The following is a 14088-nucleotide window of genomic DNA, read 5'->3' on the forward strand; positions in this document are numbered from 1 at the left end:
CGCAGCCACATGGCCGGCGAGGACAGAAACACTCAAGAACAGTCAAACGGGAGTTGAAACTGAAGCGAGCCGCTCGCGAACGATCATGCGGGGCTGCAGATTGAAGACCTTGAAGAAACGGTCTTGTGCGTATCTATGCGCCGAGCATACCACAGTAGTGCCCCACCGCCCTCAACTGATTGAGACCGGTGCCAAGCGCACCGCCACACCGCTGAGCACGGCATTGCCCGACAGCGGGTCGCGCAGCCCCTCGTCCAGCAGCGCATTCATATTGACGCCCGGCCGCTGCGCCGCCAGCGAGAGCCGGCTGCCGGCCAGGTCATGGCCCCAGCCATGCGGCAGGCTGACGACGCCGGGCCGCATTTCCGCGCTCAGCGCCACCCGTACCTGCAGCTCGCCCGCCGCGCTGCTGAGCCGAGCCATGCCCGCCTCGCTGAGGCCGTAGCGTTTGGCATCGTCGGGATGAACCAGCAAGGTGCAGCGCTCCGGCCCCTTGGCCAGGGTCGGCAGGTTGTGCATCCAGCTATTGCCCGAGCGCACATCGCGTCGCCCGATGAGCAGCAACTCGGGCACTGGTGCTTCGAGTGCCGCATCGACAGCGCCCAGATCGTCCAGCAGCAAAGGCGGCGCGAGCTCGATGCAACCCGAGGGTGTGCGCAGCAGCTCGGGGATGCGCGGCTGCAGCTCGCCCAGATCGATGCCGCCCGGCGCGGCGCGCACCTTGGCCAGGGTCAGGCCTTGCGGGTTCTTGCCGAAGCCGTCGCCATAGGGCCCGCTGCGCAGCGCCAGATCGACCAGGCGCTCCGGGCCGCGCCAGGGCTTCAGCGCTTGCAGCACGGCTGCCGCATGGGCGCCGGCCAGGCGCTGCACATCGGCCGCAATCGCGGCATCGTCGAGCGCCTGCAAATCGCCGCGCCAGTCGCGGCCTTCGATCATCGCCGTGAGACGCAGCAAGGTCTCCCATTCCTCGGGCTGGCCGGCCGGCTTGTCGAACACCGGGCCGGAGAAGCGCGCATGGTTGCGGTAGGAAAACTGCGGGAAGGCCAGGTCGTAATGCAGGTCCTCCAGCGGCGACAGCCCGGGCAAGATCACATCGGCGTGGCGGCTGGTCTCGTTCAGATAGATGTCCAGGCTGAGCATGAAATCCAGGCTGTCGAGCGCGGCGGCCAGGCGCGGGCCATTCGGCGCCGACAACACCGGATTGGCCGCGATGGCGATCACGGCGCGCACCTGACCCTCGCCAGCGGTTGCTATCTCCTCGGCCAGCAAGGTGATAGGCAGCTCGCCGAAGACCTCGGGCGCGTCCGAGACCCGGCTGCGGCGCCGGCCGGTGCTGATGCCTTTGCCGCTGCCGGGCTGGCCCAGCGTGTTGGCGGCAAAGGCGGCCGCCTTCGGGAACATCGCACCGCCGGGCGCGTCGAGCTGGCCGGTCAGCACATTCAGCACATCGACCAGCCAGCTGTTGAGCGTGCCGAAGCGCTGGGTGCAGGTGCCGATGCGGCCATAGACGGCAGCGCGTGGCGCCAGCGCCAGCTCGCGGGCCAGGCGGCGCTGGGTGGCGGCATCGATGCCGCAGCCGGCGGCCATGCGCTCGGGCGGATAGTCCAGCAAGACCTGGCGCAGCGCGGCCAGGCCCTGGACATAGGGCGCGAGCCGGCCGAGCCGCAGCAGACCCTCATCGAACATCGTGTGGGCCAGGCCCAGCAGCAGGAAGACATCGCCGCCGGGAAGAATCGCCAGATGCTCATCGGCCTGGGCCGCCGTCTCGCTGCGGCGCGGATCGACCACGACGATGCGGCCGCCCCGCGCGCGCATGGCCTTGGCCTTGCCGCGGTAGTCGGGCACGGTCCACAGGCTGCCGTTGCTGACCATCGGATTGGCGCCCAGCATCAGCAGGTAGTCGCAGCGCTCGATATCGGGCACGGGAACCGACAGCCAGTGGCCGAACATCAGTCCGCTGGACAGCTGCTTGGGCATCTGGTCCAGGGTCGAGGCCGAGAACACATTGCGCGAGCCCAGGGCTTTGACCAGGCGCGGGAAGTAGCTCAGCAGGCTGATCTTGTGGGCGCTGGGGTTGCCGATCACGGTGGCCACCGCATCGCGGCCGTGCGTGTCGAGTATCGGCAGCAGGCGCCGCTCGATCTCGGCAAACGCCTCGTCCCAGCTGGCCTCGACGAACTCACCGGCGCTGTTCTTGATCAGTGGTGCGCGCAAGCGGTCGGGGTCTTCGTGCAGGTCTTTCAGCGACACGCCCTTGGGGCAGATGTAGCCGTGGCTGAAGACATCCTGCGCGGCGCCGCGAATGCTGATGACCTTGGTCCCCTCGGTCATGATCTCCAGCCCGCAGCAGGCTTCGCACAAGGGGCAGATGCGGTAGTGGCTTTGCTGCGGCTCGCTCATGTTTTGTCTCCTGCTGGCTGGCGGGTCGATTGTGCGCGGCCGGCATTGAGGGGGGCGGTCATCTTGGTGACAGTCCGTGGTCAGGGTAAGTGCGGCCTCGGCCGGTCTTGTGCGCAAGCTGGGGCGACGCGGAGAATCGGGCCAGGCAAGTGGAGCGGCGGTCCCTATGAAACGCTATGCATGGCTGATATCCCTGGCGCTGCTCGGCGCCTGTGGTGGTGGCAGCGGCGAGGGCGGTGCCGCCCCGCCGGTCACTACCGCGCCGCTTGAATGGCGGGCCACCGCGTCGAGTGAATGGCCTCACAGCAGCGCCGCTGCGGCGGGGCTGTCCGAGGCCCAGCTGGATCAGGCCTTCCAGGCCGGGCGCGAGCTGCCCGGGCTCTACGGAATGCTGCTGCTGCGGCGCGGCGCCCTGGTGGGCGAGGCCTACTACAACGGCAAGGGTGCCGACGACCTGCTGCAGCTGCGCTCCGTCACCAAGACCGTGATGGCCACCTTGATCGGCATGGCGATTGCCGAGGGAACGATTGCCAGCATCGATCAGCCCATTGCCGACTATCTGGCCGCCGACTACGGCGTCCTGCTGACAAACAAGCCGGGCCTGCGCATCCGCGATCTGCTGACCATGACTGCCGGGCTGCGCTGGGACGAAAGCACCGCAGCCGGCTACAACGACTGGGTGTTGTCGCCCGACCCGACCCGCTATGTACTGCAGCGCGAAGCGGTCGACCCACCCGGCCAGCGCTTTGCCTACAACTCAGGCACCAGCCATCTGCTGTCGGTGATCCTCAGCAAGGCCGCCGGCCTCAGCACCGAGCAGTACGCGGCGCAAAAGCTGTTCGCGCCATTGGGCATCACGCGCTGGGGCTGGGCCAGGCTGGGCGACGGATACCACAACGGAGCCGCCGATCTGCAGCTGCGCGCTCGTGACCTGGCGAAGCTGGCCCTGCTGTGGCAGCAGGGCGGGCGCTGGCAACAGCAGCAGCTGGTGCCCGCCGACTGGATGGCTGCGGCGGGCCGGTCGCAGATCTCGCGCAGCAATCCGCTCGGTGGTCTGGCGATCACGGACTATGGCTATCTGTGGTGGCTGGGCCAGCAGGGCGGGCAGGCCTTCCAACTGGCCTGGGGCTATGGGGGTCAGTTCGTGCTGACCCTGCCGGGCCGGGACTTCAGCGTGGTGATGCTGAACCAGCACAACGTCGCCCAGGCGCCGCAGCAGGAGAGCCGCAGCATGGGTTTGCTGGTGCAGAACGTGCTGCCGGCCTTGCTGCCTTAGGGACTTTGCAAGCCGGCCGGTGCCGGCGGCCACCGATGCTTCATGCCCTCTTCATCGAGTGCGCGACAGACTCCCTTCATCGTCATTCGATGTCAGAGGAGTTCGCATGGGTTCAACAATCAAGCCAGGGCTGTGGCGGCGGGGCGTGCTGCTGCTGGGAGTGCTGGCACTGGCCGGCTGCGTCGGTGGCAGCGATGAGGGCTCGCGCTATGTCGTCGACGGCATCCGGGTCAAGGCCACGGTCAACAAGAGCGAGGCCTACGACATCGAGATCAACGGCGGTGACTGCGAACTCACTGTGGCGGCCAACAACACGGTCAAGCGCCTGCTGATCACCGGCCTGAGCAACAAGGTCATGGTGGAGGCCGGCACGCAGATCGAGGTGATCGACTTCACGGGCGGCGGCAACACGGTTTATGTACCCAAGGGCTTCAAGACCCGGGTCGTCAATACCGGCTCCGATAACAAGGTGGTGGAGCGCTGAGGCCGGTCCTGGATGGACGCATAGCCCTGTTCAGAACGGGTCGAAGACGATCCCGTGCTCCGCCAGCAGTTCCTGCACCAGGCGCTTCCAAGGCCCGGAGGGCGTCCAGACCCGGCTGACCGCGGTCCAGGCTTCTTCGGGAACCGCGCCCTCGTTGGTGACCCGGTACAGAAAGCTGAAGACGGACGCCCGCATATTGACCTGGCAATGCACGAACACCGACAGCTGCTGGGCTCGCCAGCCGCGAATCTGGCGTTCGAAGGCTCGATAATCGGCGGCACTGGGGTGGCCCCAGACCACGGGCACATTTACGAAGAGCAGGCCTTGGTCGCGCAGGATGTCGGGCTCGGCCGCCAAGGCGTCGCCGACCGTCGGCGGGGCCAGATAGAGCACGGCGTCTATGCCCTGCGCCTTCAACGTGGCAAGCCATGCGGCCGAGGGCTGGCCGGCGGTGAGCCAGCGTTCGTCGAGGCGTATCAGGTTGGGAGGTGGTTTGGCAGGGGCATCGGCCCGGCTCGGATGGGGCAGGCAGGCGGCCAGCAGGCCGGCAATCAGCAGGGGGCGGCGTTCTGTCATGGCGAGGCTTTCGACGGCATTGGCCACTGTATGAGCAGCGACGGCCCGCGCGACTGCGGACCGTCCCAGCGAAGCTGCACTTCGTCGCAAATAGCCGAGCGATCTACATCTGCTTGAACAAATGAGCGTAGCTCTCCGCCACCAGCAAGGTGTCGGCGCTTTCCTTCAGCTTGACCTGCAGGCGGCCACGGAAGTCGCGGGTGACGCCGGCCACGGCGGCGGCGTTGACCAGGGTGGAGCGGTGGATCTGCCAGAACTGCTGCGGGTCGAGTTCGTCGACCAGTTCTTTCAGCGGCTTGCGGATCAGCGCTTCGCTGTCGCGCGTCGCGACCCGGGTGTATTTGCTGTCGGACTGGAAGTACAGCACCTCGTCGACCGTGATCAGCTTCAGGGTCTGGCCCACCGAGGCATTGATCCAACGCAGCGGCGTTCGCTGTGCGGGCTCGGGTCTGGCCGCCAGCTGGTTCAGCACGCCGCCGAGATCGGCCGGCGGGCCGGCCAGGCGCTGCTTGACCCGGCCGATCGCGGTGAACAACCGGGCGGCGACCAGTGGCTTGAGCACATAGTCGACCGCGCCCTGATCGAAGGCCGCCACCGCGTACTGGTCGTAGGCGGTGACGAAGACCACATGGCTGCGCCCGGCCACCTGGCGGGCCACGTCCAGGCCGGTGGCACCGGGCATCTGGATGTCGAGAAAGAGCACATCCGGCTTGTGCCGGTCCAGCAGCCGCAGCGCCTCGACGCCATCGGCCGCCTCGCCGACGATGGCCAGCTCGGGCCAGAGCTGGCCCAGGCGTTCGATCAGCTCGTGGCGCAGTGTTTCCTCATCCTCGGCCACCACGGCCGTCGGTGCGCTCAAAGACCTCATGGGTTCAACTCCAGCGTGAACAGGGTGGCGTCTTCGCTGCTGCGGCAGATCAGCCGGGCCGGGCCGCCGCTGAGCGCGCGCACGCGCTCGGCCAGCGCGCGCAATTCCTCGTCGTCGCCGCACAGACCGGGCTTGTCAAAGGCCAGCAACAGGCGCAAGCCGCCGCGAGGCAGGGCCTCGGCGGCCAGGGTGCAACGGCCGGGCAGGCCATCGGCCAGGCGCAGCGCGCGCTGCAGCAGCGGCAGCAGCAGCATCGGTGGCAGCGCGCAGCCGTTCAGGGACTCTGGCCACTGGGCGTTGAAGCTCACCGCAGCCTTGCTGCGACCGGCTACCACGGCCAAATAGCTGTCCAGCAGCTCGGCCTCCGATTCCAGGCTGCCGCCGGCCTCGCGCAGCCGCGGCAGGGCCACGCGCAGATGGCGGATCAGCCGCTCCATCTGAGCCGCCGCCTCCGGGTCGGCGCGGTCATAGGCCTGTTCGATATCGACCAGGGTCTCGAACAGGAACTGCGGTTCGACCTGGGCCTGCATCGCGGCCAGCCGTGCCGCCATGGCCTGGCGTGCCATCACGCTCTGCTCATGCAGCAGGCGCTGCAGCCGGGCCTGGGCGCGCCCGCGGCGCTCCAGCATCTCGAACAGGGCGACGGTCAGGCCGCAGGGAATGAAGGCCGAGAGCCCGTCGCCGACAAAGCGGCTCCAGAGCACAGGCATTTGCTTGGTCTCGCCCTTGCGCTGCCGCATCAGCTCGTTGACCGAGGGCCAGTCCAGCACCCGCACCAGGCCCCACAACACCAGCAGGGCCAGCATCGAGCCGACCAGGGTGGCCAGGCCCAGGCGCCAGGCGCGCAGCGGATGATCCGGATCGCTGCGTGCGGCCGGCAGCCAGAACAGCATCAGCAGCAGGGTCACGATGGCCGGCGAGAACAGCTGCCGCGTCAGCGCCAGCCACCATTGCGGATGGTCGTCGATATAGGCCAGGCTGCTCAAGTCGATCAGGCCGTAGAGCAGGCCCATCAGGCTGAACCAGCCCAGCTCGGCCAAAGTCATCGAGCGCCAGGAGGCCAGCACATGGGCCAGTCCCGAGTGCGGGGAGGGCGCGGCCGTCAGGACCGCGCTCATGCGGCAGCCCCGGCAGGCAGCCCCGGCAGCAGCCGGACCGGCAGCCGCACCCGCGCGACGACGCCACGCGGCACCAGCGCCTCCAGCTCCAGCGCGGCACGGCCGCCGAACAGGGCGGCCAGCCGCGCGCGGGTATTGGCCAGGCCGACGCCGGAGCCACCGCTGGCGGCAAAGCCCTGACCGTCGTCGCGCACCTCGACGGCCAGCTCGCCGGCCTGGGCATGGGCGCTGATCAGGATGTGACCGCCCTCGGGCAGCGGCGACAAGCCGTGCTTGATCGCGTTCTCGACCAGGGTCGGCAGCACCATAGGCGGCAGGCTGGCGGCCAGCAGCCCGGGCTCGGCCTCGATCTCAAAGCTCAGGCGCTCGCCCATGCGCATCTGCAGAATCGTCAGATAGCTGCGCACCAGCTCCAGCTCCTGGCCCAAGGTCGACTCGCTTTGCCGCATGCTGGGCAGGGCGGCGCGCAGATAGGCGATCAGGCTGACCAGCATGTCGCGGCCGCGGTCCGGCGCGGTCTCGTACAGGCGTTTGACATTGGCCAGGGTGTTGAACAGGAAGTGCGGCTCGATCTGCGCATTCAGCGCCGAGAGCTGGGCCTCGAGCTGCTGGGCATGCAGGGTCTCGTGCTGGCGGGCGGTGGCGAGCAACTGCTGCCGGGTCTGGCGTTCGCCGCGCGCCGCCACCAGCAGGGCATAGGCGACGCCGCCCAGCAGTATCCACAGCAAGGTGGTCGAGATGGCCCAGCTCCATTTGAACTGCGCGCTGGCATCGCCCAGATTGGCCACCCAATGCCGCACCAGGGCGCTGCTGAACGCGGCGCCGGCCACCGCGAGGCCGCGCCACAGCATGGGCAGCCGGCGCGGCCGCGCCAGCCAGGCCTCGACCAGCGCGATCGCCAGCAGCAGCATCAGGCCGGTGATCAGGTTCTGGCGCGTGAAGCGCACCAGCGAATGAAGCCACTCGGCCAGCATGTCGCTGCTGGTGTACCAGGACAGGGCCCGCGAGAGCGCGATCAGCAAGCAGAAATAGAACACCAGGGCAATCACGCGCAGATTGAAGATCTGCACAAAGGCCTGCCGGGCGGTCAGCGTGGCTTGGGTGGGCGGGGTGGGCATGGGCGGATTCTCGCGCCGGCTCGGGGGCTGCGCCAGACGATGCGACGAAATCGGACCGGCGGGGATGGAATCGCCCAGCGGGGGCTCAGGAAGGCGCCGGCGCCGGGCCGACCCAGCCTGGCTGGAAGACCCGCATCTCGTGCAGCTCGTAGCTGAAGGTGCGGCTTTGCATCGAAGGGTCGGCGTCCATCAGGGCCCGGGCCTCCTGCGCCGAGGCCGCCTTCAGCACCAGCAGGCCCTTGTCGCCATAGCGGGCGCCCATGGCCAGCCGGCCCTCGCTGCGCAGCCGGGCCAAGTGCTGGGAGTGGGCGCGGAAATTGGCCTGCTCGCCGGGCGGCTTGGCCGCGTCCCAGGCCGCACCGGTGCGTATCTCGACCGCGAACAGCAGCTCCATGCTGGGGGGCTGGGCCATTGCCGCGCCGGCCAGGCACAGCAGCAGAAGCATATGGCAGAGCAGGCGCATCGCAGCATCTCCGTCGGAACACAACGGCCCCAGTCTAGGCGGCGGCCGGTATGGGACCCACTGCGGTTTGCCCTGCATACTGCGGGCCTTCAACCAGGAGTCGGGAATGAGGATTGATATCGGCGGCGGCGTGCGTTTGTTCGTGGATGTGGAGGGTCCGGGCCTGGTGCCCGACGGGCCGGCGATGCGGGAGAAACCGACGCTGATCTGCATGCATGGCGGCCCGGGCTTTGATCACAGCGCCTTCAAGCCTGGCTTCTCGGCCCTGGCCGACCTGGCGCAGATCGTCTATTACGACCATCGCGGCCATGGCCGCAGCGATGCGCGGCCGCGCGAGGAATGGACGCTGGATACCTGGGCCGACGATATCGTGAGGCTCTCGGACGCCCTGGGCATCGTCAAGCCCATCGTGCTGGGCCAGAGCTTTGGCGGTTTTGTCGCGCAGCGCTATATCGCGCGCCATCCGGGCCATGCGGCCAAGGTCATCCTGTCCAGCACCTCCCACCATATGGGCCTGGATCGCAAGCTGGCGATGTTCGAGCGTCTGGGCGGGCCGCAGGCGCGGGCCTGTGCCGAGGCCTTCTGGACCCGACCCGACCCCGCCAGCTGGGAAGCCTACTGGGCCGCCTGCCGCAAGCTCTACAACACCCGCGAACCGCTGGACCCGCAGGCCGGCGAACGTGTGCTGGCCAATATCGACATCCTCTTGCACTTCGTCGCCGGCGAGAAGCAGGGGCTGGATCTGCGGCCCGGCCTGGCGGGCGCGCAATGCCCGGTGCTGGTGCTGGCCGGCGACGAGGATCCGGTCTGCCCGCTCGAGGATGCGCGCGAGATCGCCGCGGCGCTGCCGGAAGCGCTGACGAGCTTCATCAGCGTGCCGGGCGCCGGTCACGGCACCTGGCGCGACAAGCCGCAGGAGGCCTATGCCATCCTGCGGCGCTTCATCGAGGCCTGAGCTTTACTTCTTCTGCTGATCGCGACGGCGCTTGGCCGTCCACAGCAGGGCCAGGCCGGCCGTCATCAAGGCATAGGTCTGCGGCTCCGGCACGGCGGCCAGCGCGGCCACACCGGTGTCGGTGAAGTCGGTGAACACGCCGTCGACGCCCAGGCGCAGATAGGCCTCGATCTCGGCCTGGCCGGACTCGAAGCCGAGGATGCCGGCGTCGTCGCGCATGGTCCAGGTGTGGACGAACAGGCCGTTCTTGTGGGCTTGCTCGATCACGCCGGTGCTGCCGACCACCAGGCGGTCCAGGCCGTTGACGACGCCGTCGCCGTTGCGGTCCACGCCGTCGGCTACGGTCTTCAGCAGATAGGGTTTCCAGGGGCCAATGCCGTCCGCATAGGTGGCGACAAAGGACAGGCCGACATTGCTGACCAGATCGGCAAAGCTCAGCAGGCCGCCGGCGGCCTTGACGTCGAAGGGCTGGTCATAGGGCGCGACCAGGGACATCGAACCATCGGGCTTGACGTCGTCGGCGTCGACCAGCTGCACCAGCTTGATGTCGGTACGGGTGTTCAGATACTGCAGATTGCCGACCTCGAAGCTCTGGATGAAGACCGGCGCCGCGGCGTTGTTGCCATAGGCGGCGTGCAGGGTGCTGACCAGCTTGTCCTCGAAATAGCGCTTGTCCAGCCCCAGGCCTTGCGACACGCCCTGCATATAGGTCGAGTGCTTGAGCTCCGGATAGATGCCGATGGTGCGGCCGGTTTCCAGGCTCTTGGCCTTGGCCAGCGCGATCACCTCGTCCAGCGTCGGAATCTGGAACTGGCCGTTGAACTCCTGCGGCCGGTTGGCACGCGGCTGCACAGCGCGCAGGGTTTTGAGCTCGGCCAGCGTGAAGTCTTCGACGAACCAGTCGGTGGTCGCGACGCCGTCCACCGTCTTGGTGGTCTTGCGCCCGGCAAAGCCGGCGATGCTGGCGACATTGGTGGTCGCGCCTATGGTGGGCTCGTGGCGCGCTACCAGGATGCCGTCCTTGGTCATCACCAGATCGGGCTCGATGTAGTTGGCGCCCAGCTCGATGGCCTTGGCATAGGCCTCCAGCGTGTGCTCGGGCAGATAGCCGGAGGCGCCGCGGTGGGCGATGATGATGGGGGCCTGGCCGTTCAGCGTGTTCCAGGCCTGGGCCGGCACGGCGCCCAGCAGCAGGGTGGCCGCGAGCGCGGCCAGGGTCAGTTTGGCTTGCATGGTCTTTTGCTCCTCTGAAGTTGTCCTATCGTCGCGGCGCGATATGACACCTCGACGCGGCGCAGCGTAGAAGCGTTAGTCCAAACGGACTATGGGGCAAGACCTGCCCCTAGTTTGAAGCGCTCAGCTCGAGATCAGGGCCTTGAGCTCGCGCTCCAGCAGCGCGGCGTCGCCCAGATTGATCTCCAGCAGGCGGCGCAGATGGGTGATGCTCTCGATGTCGATGCTGCGGCACAGCAATCCGACATGCTCACCCTCCACATGGGCCACCTCGCCGGCCATCGCGATGCCCACCTCCATCTGCGCCAGGCTGATGTTCAGCAGGCAGGGGTCTCCCACCGCGACCGCGCCAGAGCGCGGCAGGCGCAGCAGCGCGCCCTTCAGCGACAGATCCTGCACCTTGATGTCCAGGCGCTCGGTGGTGGTGGTCAGCTGCGCATCGGTATCGAAGGCGACGCGGGCGAAGTGGCGGCGTTCGGTGGTGATGATGGGCTCCCGAAGCTGACGAAGGGTGCAATTGATGCTAGCAGATCAGATGTCGTCCTGACCGTGAATCGTGCTGCGGTCGATGGCCTGCTCCAGGCGCTGCGGCGCCACCGCTTCCAACCCCATCGATTCGAGCAGATACCAGGCGGCGCGCAGCAGCGCGGCGGTCTCCTGGCGCGCTTCGTCGGCGGCCAGCCCGCCCATCTCGCCGGCGCGCGCCAGTGCCTGCTGGTTGCCGCGCGCCTGGGCATGACCGCGCGCATCGAAGCGCGGGGCGGCATAGCGCTCGGCGACGCGGCGCAGCAAGGCCTGCAGCTCCTCGTTCTGTTCCTGTTCGTTGAGCAGACGACACAGATCGCCGAGCAGCTGTTCGGCCGCCGCGGCCAGCAGCCGGGCCGCGTGGTCGCTGCCGCCGGCCAGATAGAGGGCGGCGGCCAGATCCACATATTCCAGGGCCCGGGCCAGCTTGGGCAGATCGCTGCCGCTCATGAGGGCCGGACTCGGGCTTGGGGTTGATCGGACATGCGAAGCCTCCCGGGCGCTTGATTTGTGGGTCGATATGCCAAGGCCGCCAGTTTAGGCGCCAGCCGCAGCGCCGGAGTGAGGCTTTGTTCACGCCGGCGACCCGCTTGCCCGTTCAGTCGCGCCACCAGGGCTGCGCCGGCGGCGGCGATCCGATGGCGATGCGCTCACCCATGCGCGGCGTGGTCAGTGCCACGCCCTGCGCGGCCGCCAGCGCGACGATGCGCTCGAACGGTTCCTGCCAGGGGTGCAGGGCCAGATCGAAAGTGCCGTTGTGCACCGGCAGCAGATGGCGGCCGCGCAGGTCCAGATGGGCTTGCAGGCTTTGCTCGGGCTGCATATGGACATCGGCCCAGTCCTGGTTGTAGGCGCCGGTCTCGATCAGGGTCAGGTCGAAGGGGCCGAAGCGCTCGCCGATGGTCTTGAAACCGGCGAAATAGCCGCTGTCGCCGCTGAAGAAGACACGCTGCTGCTCGCCGATGATGACCCAGGAGGCCCACAGATTGCGGTTGCCGTCGCGCAGGCCGCGGCCCGAGAAATGCTGGGCTGGCGTCGCGACGAAGCGCAGCGCGCCGACCCGGGTCTCCTGCCACCAGTCAAGCTGGCGCACCTGGGCCGCCGGGATGCCCCAGCCGATCAGCGTGTCGCCGACACCCAGCGGTGTCAGGAACAGCTCGGTCTTGGCCGCCAGCGCCAGCACGGCGTCGTGGTCCAGATGGTCGTAATGGTCATGCGACAGGATCACCGCCTTGATCGGCGGCAGCTCGTCCAGGCTGATCGGCGGTGCATGAAAGCGCTTCGGGCCGAGAAAGCTCAGCGGCGAGGCGCGCTCGGCGAACACCGGATCGGTCAGCCAGAACTCGCCGCCCAGCTTCAGCAGCAGCGTCGAGTGGCCGAGCCGGTACAGGCTGCCCTCGGGCGCGGCCAGCAACTCGGCCCGGCTCAGCGCCTGCACCGGGATGGGCTTGGCCGGGCTGGCGTCGGCCGGCTTGTCGAACATGAAGCGCCACATCACGGCCAGCGTCTTGCCCAGGCCCATGCCCTGCGGACGCACCGGATTGCGGAACTTGCCGTCGACGAACTGGGCCGAGCCGGCATAGGGGCTGGTGGCGGGCGCGGAGCAGGCTTTCAGAAGGCTGTAGGTCATGAGGAGGATGAGGCTGAGAAGGGTCAGACGGACGAGGGCACGCGGCATTCGGTAGGTCACCAAAATTACACTGCACAGTGTAGTACCTAAATCTGAAAAGTAAACTGTAGGGTGTAAAATCCTGCGGTTCCCGAGGATTGATGCCGATGACCGAACTGCCGCCGCCGAGCCGACTGACCGACCGCAAGCGCGAGGCCATCGTGCAGGCGGCGCTGGCCGAGTTCCGCCAACATGGCTTTGGCGGCACCAGCATGGACCGCATCGCGGCCGTCGCCGAGGTCTCCAAGCGCACGGTCTACAACCACTTCGCCAGCAAGGACGAGCTGTTCGCGGCCATCCTGCAGCAGCTGTGGGCGCGCAGCCGGGCGCTGGGCGAGCCGGTCTACCAGGCCGAGCGGTCGCTGCGCGAGCAGCTGCTGGAGCTGCTGGGCCTGAAGCTGCGCCTGCTCAATGACGCCAGCTTCATGGACCTGGCGCGGGTCGTGATGGCCGAGATGATGCACACGCCGGAGCGCGCCCAGGCCATGGTGGCGCGGCTCGGCGAAAAGGAGCAGGGGCTGCCGCAATGGATCGCCGCCGCCCAGGCCGATGGCCGGCTGCGCCCGGCCGACCCGCAGTACGCCGCCCAGCAGCTGCAGGGCTTGCTGAAGGCCTTCGCCTTCTGGCCCCAGCTGGCGCTGGGCCAGCCGCCCTTGCCCGAGGCTGTGCAGCAGCAGGTTTTGCGGGACAGCGTCGAGATGTTCCTGGGTTTTTACGCTAGTGTTGAGCCCCTCAAGGAGAACGCCCGATGACATTCGATATCGATCGCCGCAGCGCACTGGGCCGTCTCGGCGCCGGCTGCCTGGCACTGAGCCCGGCCGCCCTGCTGGCAGCCGAGGATGAGGCCAAGACCTATGACGAGGACTCGATCCTGAAGGCCGCCACCGAGTTCTTCGGCAGCACCACCGAAGGCCTGGCCAAGGTGATCGAGAAGGCCTTCAAGGAGCAGGGGCGGCCGAACGCCTATATCAAGGGCGAGGAGGCCTCGGCCGCGCTGACCGTGGGCCTGCGCTATGGCGACGGCCAGTTGCAGATGAAGAGCGGCGCCACGGCGCGGGTCTTCTGGGCCGGCCCGTCGATCGGGCTGGACGCCGGTGCCAACGCCTCCAAGGTCTTCACCCTGGTCTACAAGCTGCCCAATGCGGCGGCCATCTACCAGCGTTTCCCCGGTGTCGAGGGCAGCCTCTACTACATCGGCGGCGCCGGCATCAATTACCAGCGCAACAAAGGCATCACCTTGGCGCCCATCCGCCTGGGCGTGGGCCTGCGCAGCGGCGCCAGCGTCGGCTATCTGCATTACCGGCGCGAGAAGTCGCTCAACCCCTTCTGACCCTTCAGCGCAAGAGCAGGGTATCGGCCTAGTCCGATCGGTCCTGTTGCGTCCGCACTGCTGACATCAGCGC

The 14088-nt window shown here is 68.0% G+C and carries 15 protein-coding genes; 5 read left to right on the forward strand and 10 right to left on the reverse strand.

Annotation, left to right across the window (positions count from 1 at the left end; all coding sequences use genetic code 11):
- Positions 1-171: 171 nt before the first annotated feature.
- The gene (locus tag O5M90_RS21865) at positions 172-2400 is read right to left on the reverse strand and encodes a molybdopterin-dependent oxidoreductase (protein WP_269838069.1); all 2229 of its coding nucleotides are present in this window, start codon (positions 2398-2400) and stop codon (positions 172-174) included.
- Between the two features lie 166 nt (positions 2401-2566).
- On the opposite strand from O5M90_RS21865, the gene O5M90_RS21870 reads away from it, so the two are divergent.
- Both O5M90_RS21870 and O5M90_RS21875 read left to right on the forward strand, forming a co-directional pair.
- Positions 2567-3676 (forward strand): serine hydrolase domain-containing protein, encoded by a 1110-nt coding sequence (locus O5M90_RS21870; RefSeq protein ID WP_137941380.1) that lies wholly within the window; start codon positions 2567-2569, stop codon positions 3674-3676.
- A 106-nt stretch (positions 3677-3782) separates the two neighbouring features.
- Entirely contained in the window at positions 3783-4160 is a 378-nt protein-coding gene (locus O5M90_RS21875; protein ID WP_269838068.1) for a DUF3060 domain-containing protein, read from the forward strand.
- Between the two features lie 30 nt (positions 4161-4190).
- Here O5M90_RS21875 and O5M90_RS21880 read toward each other — a convergent pair whose 3' ends face one another.
- The 5 genes from O5M90_RS21880 to O5M90_RS21900 all read right to left on the reverse strand — a co-directional run bounded on the left by O5M90_RS21880 (position 4191) and on the right by O5M90_RS21900 (position 8303).
- Positions 4191-4736 carry a protein tyrosine phosphatase family protein gene (locus O5M90_RS21880; RefSeq protein ID WP_269838067.1) on the reverse strand — a complete coding sequence of 182 codons (546 nt, stop codon included), beginning with the start codon at positions 4734-4736 and terminating at the stop codon, positions 4191-4193.
- Positions 4737-4839: 103 nt separating this feature from the next.
- Positions 4840-5604, reverse strand: a complete 765-nt coding sequence (locus O5M90_RS21885; protein ID WP_137941383.1) for a LytR/AlgR family response regulator transcription factor — start codon at positions 5602-5604, stop codon at positions 4840-4842.
- Positions 5601-6722, reverse strand: coding sequence for a histidine kinase (locus tag O5M90_RS21890; RefSeq protein ID WP_269838066.1), 1122 nt, complete (start codon positions 6720-6722; stop codon positions 5601-5603). Before O5M90_RS21890 ends, O5M90_RS21885 begins: the two co-directional genes overlap by 4 nt.
- A complete protein-coding gene (locus tag O5M90_RS21895; protein ID WP_137941385.1) occupies positions 6719-7840 on the reverse strand; it encodes a sensor histidine kinase in 1122 nt (373 codons plus the stop codon). Before O5M90_RS21895 ends, O5M90_RS21890 begins: the two co-directional genes overlap by 4 nt.
- Before the next feature lie 85 nt (positions 7841-7925).
- The gene (locus tag O5M90_RS21900; protein ID WP_269838065.1) at positions 7926-8303 is read right to left on the reverse strand and encodes a YciI family protein; all 378 of its coding nucleotides are present in this window, start codon (positions 8301-8303) and stop codon (positions 7926-7928) included.
- A gap of 106 nt (positions 8304-8409) precedes the next feature.
- Between O5M90_RS21900 and O5M90_RS21905 the strand changes: the two genes are divergently transcribed.
- Entirely contained in the window at positions 8410-9258 is an 849-nt protein-coding gene (locus O5M90_RS21905) for an alpha/beta fold hydrolase (protein WP_269838064.1), read from the forward strand.
- Positions 9259-9261: 3 nt separating this feature from the next.
- On the opposite strand, the gene O5M90_RS21910 is transcribed toward O5M90_RS21905, so the two are convergent.
- The 4 genes from O5M90_RS21910 to O5M90_RS21925 form a co-directional block, all read right to left on the reverse strand.
- The gene (locus tag O5M90_RS21910; protein WP_137941638.1) at positions 9262-10491 is read right to left on the reverse strand and encodes a glycerophosphodiester phosphodiesterase; all 1230 of its coding nucleotides are present in this window, start codon (positions 10489-10491) and stop codon (positions 9262-9264) included.
- Positions 10492-10614: 123 nt separating this feature from the next.
- On the reverse strand, positions 10615-11013 hold the full coding sequence (locus tag O5M90_RS21915) for a PilZ domain-containing protein (RefSeq protein ID WP_440402523.1): 399 nt from the start codon (positions 11011-11013) through the stop codon (positions 10615-10617).
- A 9-nt stretch (positions 11014-11022) separates the two neighbouring features.
- Positions 11023-11466, reverse strand: a complete 444-nt coding sequence (locus O5M90_RS21920) for a hypothetical protein (protein WP_137941389.1) — start codon at positions 11464-11466, stop codon at positions 11023-11025.
- Positions 11467-11614: 148 nt separating this feature from the next.
- A complete protein-coding gene (locus tag O5M90_RS21925; RefSeq protein WP_269838063.1) occupies positions 11615-12646 on the reverse strand; it encodes an MBL fold metallo-hydrolase in 1032 nt (343 codons plus the stop codon).
- A 146-nt stretch (positions 12647-12792) separates the two neighbouring features.
- Between O5M90_RS21925 and O5M90_RS21930 the strand changes: the two genes are divergently transcribed.
- Together O5M90_RS21930 and O5M90_RS21935 are read left to right on the forward strand one after the other, a co-directional pair.
- Positions 12793-13437 (forward strand): TetR/AcrR family transcriptional regulator, encoded by a 645-nt coding sequence (locus O5M90_RS21930; protein ID WP_440402332.1) that lies wholly within the window; start codon positions 12793-12795, stop codon positions 13435-13437.
- Positions 13434-14015: a DUF1134 domain-containing protein gene (locus O5M90_RS21935; protein WP_137941392.1), complete on the forward strand. Its 582-nt coding sequence runs from the start codon at positions 13434-13436 to the stop codon at positions 14013-14015. The genes O5M90_RS21930 and O5M90_RS21935 overlap by 4 nt, the downstream gene beginning before the upstream one ends.
- Positions 14016-14088: the final 73 nt, after the last annotated feature.

Source organism: Paucibacter sp. M5-1 (assembly GCF_027498415.2).
In the GTDB taxonomy this organism is placed as follows: Bacteria; Pseudomonadota; Gammaproteobacteria; order Burkholderiales; family Burkholderiaceae_C; genus Roseateles_E.